The sequence below is a fragment of the Rhizobium tropici CIAT 899 genome (genome assembly GCF_000330885.1).
Lineage (GTDB): Bacteria > Pseudomonadota > Alphaproteobacteria > Rhizobiales > Rhizobiaceae > Rhizobium > Rhizobium tropici.
Genome location: NC_020059.1, coordinates 3,078,224 through 3,089,329, shown reverse-complemented (window position 1 = coordinate 3,089,329; position 11,106 = coordinate 3,078,224). Strand labels below are relative to the sequence as shown.

Genomic DNA, 11,106 nt, shown 5'->3' with positions numbered 1-11,106 from the left:
GCAAAGTCGATGTAAAAATTGGCTTGGTGCATGATGCCGAGAGTTGATGGCAATCGATCTTGTGTACCGTCAATTTCGGTTGCATACTGGCTGTATGGGCGCGCTCGTAGCACTCGCCCTCAATCAGCGCAGCGTGATGCGCGATACAAAGGTCATGCCCATGGGCTCTGACAGGGAAAGCCTGGAAGTCGATTCCAAGTCATGGACCGGTATAGGCTTCGGAAGCACGCAGCCAACGATACCAAGTAAATTTAACGCTTTAGACCATATTCGAAGCTACTTGATGGCTTTCATACCCGCAATAATAGTTCTTCATATAATCGAGCAGGTTGTAGACGGCGAAGTTTCCTTCGATGCGCTTTCCATATTTCGCGCTTTAACTTCCCAACTCCCGGAAGCTCTCTGTGGAATTGCGCTTCTTCTTCTGGTTATATTTATGCAGAAAATCCGCTCCATCCTGAAAAAGTCTTAACCCTCTTCGGGCCGATCCTTCGGGTCGAACTGCGATATGGTCGTCCATGTCGCGGTTAGCGCCGGTTTGCGTTCGTTTTCGATCTCGACTGTCACGTCATAGGTCAGCATCAGCATATTGGCGCCGCGCAGCCGCGTTTCGGCGAGTGTGAAACGTCCTCGCACCCGCGCTCCGCACTTGACCGGCGACATGAAGCGGATCTTCTCGAAGCCGTAGTTGATGCCCATGGTCTGTTCGCGGATCTTCGGCAATGCGCTATAGTTCATCGCCGAGAGCAGCGAGAGTGTCAGGAAGCCATGGGCGATGGTGCCGCCATAGGGGGTTTCCGCTTTGGCGCGCTCGGGATCGACGTGGATGAATTGGTGATCGAGCGTCGCATCGGCAAAGGTGTCGATCATCGTCTGGTCGACGGTGATCCAATCGGAAACGCCGATTTCCGTTCCCGCAAGCTTCATGATCTCAACAAGCGAAATTTCGCCAGGCATGCCATCCTCGTCAGTCTGTGTCGTCAAAGCCCTTTCTGGCGAATCGAGACTGAAAGTGCAACCGGGATCAGTTTTCGACAAAGAAAGCGACGGAGCGGGCGGGAATGGCGATCTGCTCCCCGGCTGGCGTTTCGCCTGCCACCGTCAGCCGGGACCAGCCGCCGCTTTCGGAAACCGGCAATGTCACGGAGCGCTCGTCCGCGGCGCGATTGAAGACCAGCGCGAGCCGCGTCGATCGATGTGTCGCGCGATCCCCTGTTTGCAGCGCCATGCCGAGCACGGCCGCTCCCGGCGCCTCCCAATCCGGCACCGTCATCGGCGTCCCTGCGCTTGAGAACCAAAGCACGTCGCCATCGCCGCGGAAGAAATTCATATCGGCAAAGGCCGTGAAGCGGCGGTGCAGACCGGCGAGCCAGGCGGTATGGCCGATCAGCTCTTCGTCCAGCAGCTTCCAGTCCATCCAGGTGATGGCGTTGTCCTGGCAATAGGCATTGTTGTTGCCCTGCTGGCTGCGCCCGCCTTCATCGCCCGCGGTCAGCATGATCGTGCCGCGCGCGGCAAAGAGCGTCGACAGCATGGCTTCGATATCGGCGCGGCGCTTGGACTGGATCGCCTGATCGTCCGTTTTTCCCTCGATGCCGTTGTTCCAGGAGAAGTTTTCGTTGTGGCCGTCGCGATTGTTTTCGCCATTGGCCTCATTGTGCTTGTTCTCGTAGGAAACGAGATCCATCAGCGTGAAGCCGTCATGGGCCGCGAGGAAGTTGACGCAGCGCGTCTGCGTGCGCCCGTCACGGCCGAAGATGGAGGAGGAGCCGGCAAGGATCGTTGCCAGATCGCCGATGCCGGCATCGCCGCGCCAGAAGCGGCGCAGGTCGTCGCGGGCGCGGTCGTTCCATTCGAGAAAAGGTGCCGGGAAATTCCCGAGCTGATAGCCGCCGGGACCGATGTCCCAGGGTTCGGCGATCATAATGCGATCCTGCAGCACTTCGTCCGCCAGCATGGTGCGAAGCGTCATGCTTTCCGGATCGAAGCCCTTGCCGTTGCGTCCCAGCACGGTGGCGAGATCGAAGCGGAAGCCGTCGATGCCGGTATTGCGGACAAAATGGCTGAGGCTGTCGATAATGAGCTTTCGCGTTACCGGCTGATCGCAGGCGACGGTGTTTCCAGTGCCAGTATCGTTGACCAGCGTTCCGGGCTGGTCCGGCAAATGGCGGAAATAAGTGGGGTTGTCGAGGCCGCGCAGGGATAGTGTCGGGCCCTGGCGGTCGCTCTCGCCGGTATGATTGAAGACGAGATCGAGGATGACGGCGATGCCTTCGGCGTGAAGGGCAGCGACCGTCTCGCGCAGCTCCTTCATGCCGCCGGGGACGAGGCGCGGGTCGAGCGCCATGAAGGCGACCGGATTGTAGCCCCAGCCATTGGTGAGGCCGAGCGGCGGCAGGTGCCGTTCATCGATCCATGCGGTGATCGGCATCAGTTCGATGGCGTCGACCTGCAGACGCTTGAGATGCGCGATGACGAAGGGATGGGCGAGGGCGCCGAGCGTGCCGCGCTGTTTCGCCGGCACGTCGGGATGCAGCATGGTGAAGGGCTTCACGGCGATTTCATAGATCAGACCGCCCGGCTGAAACAAAGGCTTGGCTCGCTTTACCGCGATATCGCGCGAGACGATCGCCTTGGGCATCAGATCCTGCGTGTCCGCACCGAAGATCCCCAGGCGCGGATCGTAGCGAAACGGCCGGTCTATTTCCCTGGTATAGGGGTCGACCAGCAGTTTGGAAGGGTCGAACCACAGGCCTTGGTCGGGATCGTATGAACCATGGGCTCGCAGGCCGTAGCGCGTGCCTTCCCCGGCATCTCTAACAAAGAGTCGATGCTCATCGCCGTCGCGTGCGAGCGGAAGCCGCGCGATTTCCTTGCGGCCCTCAGCGTCGAACAGACAGAGGTCTATCTGCTCGGCATGCCTGGAATAGACGGCAAATTCAACACCCGAGTCGGTGAGGGTCGCGCCAAGGCTGCGGGTTGTCGGTTCTGACATATCTCGCGGGCTTTCCGGATCGCTGGAGATTGTTCCCTCTCCCCGCCTGCCGGGAGAGGGCTAGGGTGAGGGGCAGAGCGTTCGGCATATTATGCAGTTGCGGTGAATTTCGAGAAGGCCCCTCTCCGACCAGTCGCTGCTTTACTTCGTTCAGCCGCTCATGACCACCTTCTCCCCGCATTACGGGGAGAAGGAACTTAAAACCTAAAACTCAGGTAATCACCGTCGGTGCGTCACGGCCGGTGCGGCCCTTGATGTCGGCGATATCCTGGGCAGCCGTGATGAGATCGGCCAGCGCTTCCTGGGTCTCGATATTGTGACGGGTCGGATCCGGCTCGTAGCGCTCGATATAGACGCGCAGCGTGGCGCCGGTGGTGCCGGTGCCGGAGAGGCGGAAGACCACGCGAGAGCCACCTTCGAAGAGGATGCGGATGCCCTGATGCTGGCTGACCGACTTGTCGACCGGGTCGTGGTACGCGAAGTCGTCGGCGGCGGAAACGGTGAGATCGCCGATTTTCGTGCCCGGCAAGGTCGGCAGCTTTTCGCGCAGCGCTGCAATCAGGCCGTTGGCAGCGTCTGTGTCGACACCTTCATAATCGTGCCGGGAATAATAGTTGCGGCCATAGGTGGCCCAATGCTGCGTCACGATATCGATGACGCTTTCGCCGCGTACAGCCAGGATGTTCAGCCAGAGCAGCACGGCCCAAAGACCGTCCTTTTCCCGAACGTGGTTGGAGCCGGTGCCGGAGCTTTCCTCGCCACAGATCGTTGCCATGCCGGCATCGAGCAGATTGCCGAAGAACTTCCAGCCGGTCGGCGTTTCGTAGATGCCAACGCCACGCTTTTCGGCTACGCGATCGGCAGCGCCGCTTGTTGGCATCGAACGGGCGATGCCGGCAATGCCATGCGAATAGCCGGGAGCGAGGTTGGCGTTGGCCGCCAGGATCGCCAGACTGTCGGAAGGGGTGACGTAGATGCCTTTGCCGATGATGAGATTGCGGTCGCCGTCGCCGTCCGACGCTGCGCCGAAATCGGGCGCATCGTCGCTCATCATGTCATCGTAGAGCTCTTTGCAGTAGACAAGGTTCGGATCGGGATGATGACCGCCGAAATCCGGCAGCGGCAGGAAGTTGCGCACCGATCCGTCCGGGGCGCCGAGGCGGATCTCGAAGATTTCCTTGGCATAAGGACCGGTGACGGCACTCATCGCGTCGAAGCAGATGCGGAAGCCCAGGCTGATCAGGTTGCGGATCGCGCCGAAATCAAACAGCTCCTCCATGAGAGCCGCATAGTCTTCGACGGGGTCGATGACCGAGACGATCATGCCGCCGACGTCCTCGCGGGCAATGCGGTCGAGGTTGATGTCCGGGAAGTCGGCGATCTTGTAGCTGTCGATCACCCTGGAGCGCTCATAGATGGCGTCGGTGATCTTTTCGGGCGCTGGGCCGCCATTGCTGATGTTGTATTTGATGCCGAAGTCTTCGGTCGGACCACCGGGATTGTGGCTGGCCGACAGGATGATACCGCCGAAGGCCTTGTATTTGCGGATGATATTGGAGGCTGCGGGCGTCGAGAGGATGCCGCCCTTGCCGACCATCACCTTGCCGAAACCGTTCGCAGCGGCCATTTTGATGGCCTTCTGGATGACTTCGCGATTGTAGTAGCGGCCGTCGCCGCCGATGACCAGGCACTTGCCCTGATAGCCTTCGAGCGAATCGAAAATCGACTGGATGAAGTTTTCCGCGTAGTTCGGCTGCTGGAATACGGGAACCTTCTTTCGCAAGCCCGAAGTGCCGGGTTTCTGATCCGCATAGGGGGTGGTCGGTACGGTTTTAATCATCGGGTTAAGCGCCTCTCGAGACTAGACTGGAGTAGAGAGCGGCGTAGCGTTCTGCGCTCCTGCCCCAGGATACGTCGGATTTCATGCCCTGCTTTTGCATCTGCGTCCAGACCTTTCGATCCTGGAAGAGGTGCATCGCGCGGCGCATGGCCTGCAACAGCCCCTCCGCGGTGACGGGTGAAAATTGAATGCCGGTCGCGACTTTTGCCTGCAGCGCGGCGTGGTTGGCGTCGATAATCGTATCGTTCAGCCCGCCCGTTCGCGCAACGATTGGCAGGCAGCCATAGCGTAAGCCATAAAGCTGCGTGAGACCACAGGGTTCGAAACGCGAGGGGATGATAATCGCGTCGCAGCCGGCCTGCATCAGATGCGACATGGGCTCGTTGTAGCCTGCCGAAACGCCGACGCGACCGCGGTGACGGCCGGCTGCGGCAAAGAGCGCGCCCTCCAGCGCCGCGTCGCCTGCGCCGAGAATTGCGAGCTTGCCACCCATGTGGACGACCTCGCTCGCAACCTCCGCCAGAATATCCATGCCCTTCTGCCAGGTGAGGCGGCTGACGACGCAGAAGATCGGACCATCATCCTCTTCGAGGCCGAAATGCTCGACGACCCGATGGCGGTTGATGGCGCGCTCCTTCAGCGTCGCCGCGCTATAGGTTTGCGCGATCATCGGATCGGTCGCCGGATTCCAGATATCGTCGTCGATGCCGTTGACGATGCCGTAGAGATTGTAGGCCTTGCTGGCGATGACGCCTTCGAGGCCCATGCCGAATTCCGGCGTCAGGATTTCCTCGGCATAGGAAGGGCTGACGGTGGTCAGGGCATGCGCCGTCTGCAGCCCACCTTTCAGGAAGCCGACATCACCGTAATATTCGATGCCTTCCACCGAGAAAGCATGCGCCGGCAGACGAAGGCCGGGGAAGATATCGGCGCCGAACTGGCCCTGGAATGCGATGTTGTGGATGGTCAGAACGCTCGGCAGTTCCGGCGTCGGATAGTAACGCATATAGACCGGCACCAGCGCCGACTGCCAATCATGTGCGTGCACGAGATCCGGCCGCCAGCCGGGCAGGAGACCAGCTGCAATTTCCGCGCCGGCCAGCGACAGCGCGGCGAAACGTCGCCAATTGTCGGGATAGTCCTTGCCCGTCGCATCGACATAGGGGCCGCCGGTGCGGCTGTAATAGGCCGGTGCGTCGAGCACGAGGAAGGAAATGCCCGCGTGCTCGACTTCTAGAATGGTGGCGGCCTCGCCAAGAAGATCCGGAAGCTCCAGACGAACAACCGGATCGCGAATGGCTTTCATGACCGCAGGATAGCCTGGGATGAGGGTCTTGGTTTCGACGCCATAGGGCTTCAGTGCAATAGGCAGGGCGCCGACCACATCGGCCAGACCCCCTGTCTTGATCAAGGGGAAGACTTCGGACGAAACCGAGAGAACCTTCATAGGTTACAGATCCAGCTTGTCGATCATCGATTGGGTGATGAGGCAGATGCCGCTTTCCGTGCGGCGCCAGCGTTTGGCATCCAGTTCCGGATCTTCACCGACCACCAGACCTTCGGGAATGGTGACGCCGTGGTCGATGACGACATTCTTGAGCTGTGCCCGGCGGCCAACCTTGACGCTCGGCAACACGACCGCACCCTCCAGCTTGGAATAGGAATTGGCGCGCACGCCGGTAAAGAGCAGGCTGTTGTAGAGGCTGGCCCCGGATATGATGCAATCGCCGGCGACGACGGAGGAGACTGCCGAACCGCGGCGGTCCTCGTCGTCATGGACAAATTTGGCCGGCGGGCTGATTTCCGCATAAGTCCATATCGGCCAGGACTTGTCGTAGATGTCGAGTTCCGGCACCACGGCGGTCAGGTCGATATTCGCCTGCCAGTAGGCATCGATCGTGCCGACGTCGCGCCAATAGGCTTCACGCTCGAAATCCGAGCGAACGCAGGACTGCGTGAAGCGATGGGCGACCGCCTTACCGTTCTTGACGATATGGGGGATGATGTCCTTGCCGAAGTCGCGGCTGGAATTCGGGTCGGCCGCATCGCGCTTCAGGCATTCGATCAGGAACTTCGTATGGAAGACGTAGATGCCCATCGAGGCGAGCGCGAAATCGGGATTGCCGGGGATCCCCGGCGGATCGGCCGGTTTCTCGACGAAATCTATGATCCGGTCCTTGTCATCGACATGCATGACGCCGAAGCCGACGGCCTCCATGCGCGGCACTTCCAGGCAGCCGATAGTGACGTCTGCGCCGGAATCGACGTGCTGCTGCAGCATCCATTCGTAGTCCATCTTGTAGATATGATCGCCGGCAAGGATGACCATATACTCCGGACCGTAGGGCTCGATGATGTCGATGTTCTGGTAGACGGCGTCGGCGGTGCCTTCATACCATTGCGTTTCCGAGACGCGCTGCGAGGCCGGCAGGATATCGAAGCTTTCGTTTCGCTCTGGGCGGAAGAAGTTCCAGCCGCGTTGCATATGGCGGATCAGCGAGTGCGCCTTATACTGCGTCGCGACGCCGATGCGGCGGATGCCGGAATTGAGCGCGTTTGACAGCGCAAAATCGATGATTCTGGTCTTGCCGCCGAAATAGACGGCTGGCTTGGCACGGCGGTCGGTCAGTTCTTTCAGGCGGCTGCCGCGCCCCCCGGCAAGAACGTAGGCCATGGCATCGCGCGCCAGCGGCTGGAAACGTTTTTCTACCATTTTATTCCTCCCTGTCCGTAGTGATCTTAAAATTCTGGTTCGAGCATGATCGTCGCCAGCGGAGGCAGCGTTATCACCGCCTGTACGCCTCCGCCTGCATTCACGGCCTGGACGCGCCCGCCATTCCCCTTGCCGCTGCCGCCGTAGATATCGGCATCGGTATTCAATATCTCGCGCCATCGCCCCTCCGCCGGCAGACGCAAGGTGTAATTCTCACGATAGACTGGCGTGAAATTGGTGATGACGGCAACCGGCTTTTCGCCCGGCGCCTTGCGCAGCCAGGCGAAGACCGAGTTTTCGAAATCATCGACCACAAGCCATTCGAAACCATCGCCCTCGCAGTCGCGGGCATGGAGCGCCGGCTTGCTGCGATAGGTGAAATTGAGATCGCGAACGAGGCGCCGCATGCCCTCGTGCATGCGGTACTGCAGCAGGTTCCAGTCCAGCGCGCGTTCTTCGCTCCACTCGCTCCACTGGGCGAATTCCTGGCCCATGAAGAGCAGCTTCTTGCCGGGATAACCCCACATGAACGCGTAGTAGGCACGCAGATTGGCGAATTTCTGCCAGTCGTCACCGGCCATCTTGGCGATCAGCGATCCCTTTCCGTGAACCACCTCATCATGGGAGAGCGGCAGCACGAAGTTTTCCGAGAAGGCGTAGATCAGGCCGAAAGTGAGCTCGTTGTGATGATATTTGCGGTGCACGGGCTCGCGGGCGAGGTAGCTCAGCGTGTCGTGCATGAAGCCCATGTTCCACTTAAAGCCGAAGCCGAGGCCGCCTTCATGGACAGGCTGTGACACTTTCGGCCAGGAGGTCGATTCCTCGGCGATGGTCATGACGCCGGGATGAGCGCCATAGAGCCGGGTGTTCATGGACTGCAGAAAACGGACGGCTTCCAGGTTTTCGTTGCCGCCATATTCGTTCGGGATCCATTCGCCATGCTTGCGGGAATAGTCGAGGTAGAGCATGGAAGCGACCGCATCGACGCGCAAACCATCCAGGTGGTATTTTTCCGCCCAGTAGAGCGCATTGTTCAGCAAATAGGCGAGAACCTCGGTGCGGCCGAAATTGTAGATCGCCGTGTTCCAGTCGGGATGAAAGCCCTTTCGCGGGTCTTCATGCTCGTAGAGCGCTGTACCATCGAACCAGCGCAGGCCATGCTCGTCGGTCGGGAAATGCGCCGGTACCCAATCGAGGATGACGCCGATCCCAACCTTGTGGCAGCCGTTGACGAAGCGGGCAAAGCCTTCCGGCTCACCGAAACGGGCGGTCGGGGCGTAAAGACCCGTGGTCTGATAGCCCCAGGACGGATCGTAGGGGTGTTCGGTGATCGGCAGAAATTCGATATGGGTGAAGCCCATGTCGACGCAATAGGGGATGAGGCGCGAGGCGAGTTCATCCCATGACAGCATCGAACCGTCGTCCCGGCGCTGCCAGGAAGCGGCATGGACTTCGTAAATGGAAATCGGCTGACGGCGCTGGTCGACGCTTGCCCAATGTTCGCGGTGAGCGGCATCGTCCCATACCTGGAGCAGTTCGTTGGCGGTGACCGACGCCGTCTTTGGGCGGAGTTCGCTGCGCCGGGCGAAGGGATCGGCCTTCAGCGGCAGCAACACGCCATCCTGGCCGCGGATCTCGAACTTATAGGCGACACCGGCCGGCACATCCGGGGCGAAGATTTCCCAGATGCCGCTATCGGAACGGAAGCGCATGACATGCCGGCGGCCATCCCAATTGTTGAAATCGCCTACGACGGAAACGCGCTGTGCATTCGGTGCCCAGACGGCGAAATGAAAGCCCTGGACGCCCTCATGCTTCAGCGGATGGGCGCCCATCTTGTCGAAGAGGCGCAAATGCGTGCCCTGACGCGCAAAGTAATCGTCCATCGGTCCGAGGACCGGGCCGAAGCTGTAAGGGTCGGTCACAGCCCATTCGACATCGCCGCGCCTGGCGCGATAGCGGACCGGCTGCTGCTTGGCGAGTTTGACGTCGCCGGAAAAGAAGCCTGCCGGATCGAGGCATTCGAGCTCGCCGATGACAGAACCGTCGAGCGCCGTGGCGGTGACAGCTTCCGCGCCAAGGATGAAACAGCGGGCCACATAGCCTTCATCCGTCTTGTGCACGCCGAGAACGGCGAACGGATTGGAATGCGTGCCTGCGAGAATTGCAGATCGTGTCCCATGGAGTGGTGTAGCTTGATTTCATAGCCATCGGTGATTTCCGGTAGGGTCGGGTTGCTTAGAGCCAACCTGAGGGACACCACCGATGACCGACGACATGATGAACCTGCGCTCACTCGTTGAGAAGAGCGCTGATGCCGATTTGCTGCGGGAGATGATCGGCTTTGCTGCCGAGAAGCTGATGGCGCTGGAGGTCGGCACGAAGACCGGCGCGGCCTATGGCGAGAAGAATGGCTTCCGGCTGGCCCAGCGTAACGGCTATCGCGACCGGGATTGGGAGACACGGGCGGGCACCGTCGAGCTGCGCATTCCCAAGCTTCGCACCGGCAGCTACTTCCCGAGCTTCCTGGAGCCGCGCCGCATGGCCGAGAAGGCTCTGACGGCGGTCATCCAGGAGGCTTATATCCAGGGTGTTTCGACCCGCTCTGTTGATGACCTCGTCAAGGCCATGGGCATGTCGGGCATCTCCAAAAGTCAGGTGTCCCGGCTCTGCGAGGAGATCGATGAGAAGGTGAAGGCCTTCCTCGACAGGCCCATCGAAGGAGAATGGCCCTACCTGTGGATCGATGCGACCTACCTCAAGGTTCGGCGCGGTGGTCGTATTGTCTCCGTCGCCGTAATCATCGCCGTCGGCGTCAACACCGATGGCCGACGCGAAGTGCTCGGCATGGAGATCGGCACGTCCGAGGCCGAGGCGATCTGGACCGAGTTTCTTCGAAAGCTGATCAGGCGGGGGCTGCGCGGCGTCAAGCTCGTCGTCTCCGATGCCCATGAGGGCATCAAGGCCGCAGTATCGAAAGTGCTTTCCGCCACCTGGCAGCGCTGCAGGGTGCACTTTATGCGCAATGCCTTGGCCCATGCTGGAAAGAGCGGACGCCGGGTTGTCTCCGCGTTCATTGCAACGGCCTTCGCTCAGGACACGCCGGAGGCCGCAAGCACTCAGTGGCGCAACGTCGCCGACCAGATCAGGCCAAAGGTACCGAAGCTCGCCAGTCTCATGGACAGTGCCGAGCAAGACGTGCTCGCCTACATGACCTTTCCCAAGCAGCATTGGGCCAAACTTCACTCGACCAACCCCATTGAGCGATTGAACGGTGAGATCAAGCGGCGCACAGAGGTCGTCGGCATTTTCCCCAACGACGACGCCATCGTGCGCCTGGTCGGTGCGCTGCTGCTCGAACAGAACGATGAATGGGCCGTCCAGCGATCCCGCTACATGACACTTGAGACAATCGCCACAATGAGCGATGATCCGCTCATCAGCCTGCCAGCAGCAAGCTGATACTCATCCGACCCTCTGGGATGAGCCGTGGTCGTCTAAGCTACACCACGTCCTGGGACATGATCGAATTGCAGCAATATCCCCTGCCGAAATATC

8 protein-coding genes are annotated in these 11,106 nt (G+C 60.3%); 2 read left to right on the top strand and 6 right to left on the bottom strand.

The annotated features are described in order from the left end of the window. The first annotated feature begins 46 nt into the window (after positions 1 to 46). On the top strand, positions 47 to 472 hold the full coding sequence (locus RTCIAT899_RS15175; RefSeq protein ID WP_041677668.1) for a hypothetical protein: 426 nt from the start codon (positions 47 to 49) through the stop codon (positions 470 to 472). On the opposite strand, the gene RTCIAT899_RS15170 is transcribed toward RTCIAT899_RS15175, so the two are convergent. From RTCIAT899_RS15170 to glgB, 6 genes are all read right to left on the bottom strand, one after another. Next, the gene (locus tag RTCIAT899_RS15170; RefSeq protein ID WP_015341121.1) at positions 469 to 957 is read right to left on the bottom strand and encodes a MaoC family dehydratase; all 489 of its coding nucleotides are present in this window, start codon (positions 955 to 957) and stop codon (positions 469 to 471) included. The genes RTCIAT899_RS15175 and RTCIAT899_RS15170 overlap by 4 nt on opposite strands. 67 nt (positions 958 to 1,024) lie before the next feature. After that, entirely contained in the window at positions 1,025 to 2,995 is a 1,971-nt protein-coding gene (gene glgX / locus RTCIAT899_RS15165; protein WP_015341120.1) for a glycogen debranching protein GlgX, read from the bottom strand. A gap of 211 nt (positions 2,996 to 3,206) precedes the next feature. Continuing rightward, entirely contained in the window at positions 3,207 to 4,835 is a 1,629-nt protein-coding gene (locus RTCIAT899_RS15160) for an alpha-D-glucose phosphate-specific phosphoglucomutase (RefSeq protein ID WP_015341119.1), read from the bottom strand. Between the two features lie 4 nt (positions 4,836 to 4,839). Next, entirely contained in the window at positions 4,840 to 6,282 is a 1,443-nt protein-coding gene (gene glgA / locus RTCIAT899_RS15155; protein WP_015341118.1) for a glycogen synthase GlgA, read from the bottom strand. A gap of 3 nt (positions 6,283 to 6,285) precedes the next feature. After that, positions 6,286 to 7,548 carry a glucose-1-phosphate adenylyltransferase gene (gene glgC / locus RTCIAT899_RS15150; RefSeq protein ID WP_015341117.1) on the bottom strand — a complete coding sequence of 421 codons (1,263 nt, stop codon included), beginning with the start codon at positions 7,546 to 7,548 and terminating at the stop codon, positions 6,286 to 6,288. Between the two features lie 26 nt (positions 7,549 to 7,574). Further along, positions 7,575 to 9,713: a 1,4-alpha-glucan branching protein GlgB gene (glgB, locus tag RTCIAT899_RS15145; protein ID WP_425281486.1), complete on the bottom strand. Its 2,139-nt coding sequence runs from the start codon at positions 9,711 to 9,713 to the stop codon at positions 7,575 to 7,577. 100 nt (positions 9,714 to 9,813) lie between these two features. Here glgB and RTCIAT899_RS15140 point away from each other — a divergent pair, with 100 nt between their 5' ends. Next, positions 9,814 to 11,010: an IS256 family transposase gene (locus RTCIAT899_RS15140; protein WP_004110519.1), complete on the top strand. Its 1,197-nt coding sequence runs from the start codon at positions 9,814 to 9,816 to the stop codon at positions 11,008 to 11,010. The last annotated feature ends 96 nt before the right edge of the window (positions 11,011 to 11,106 follow it).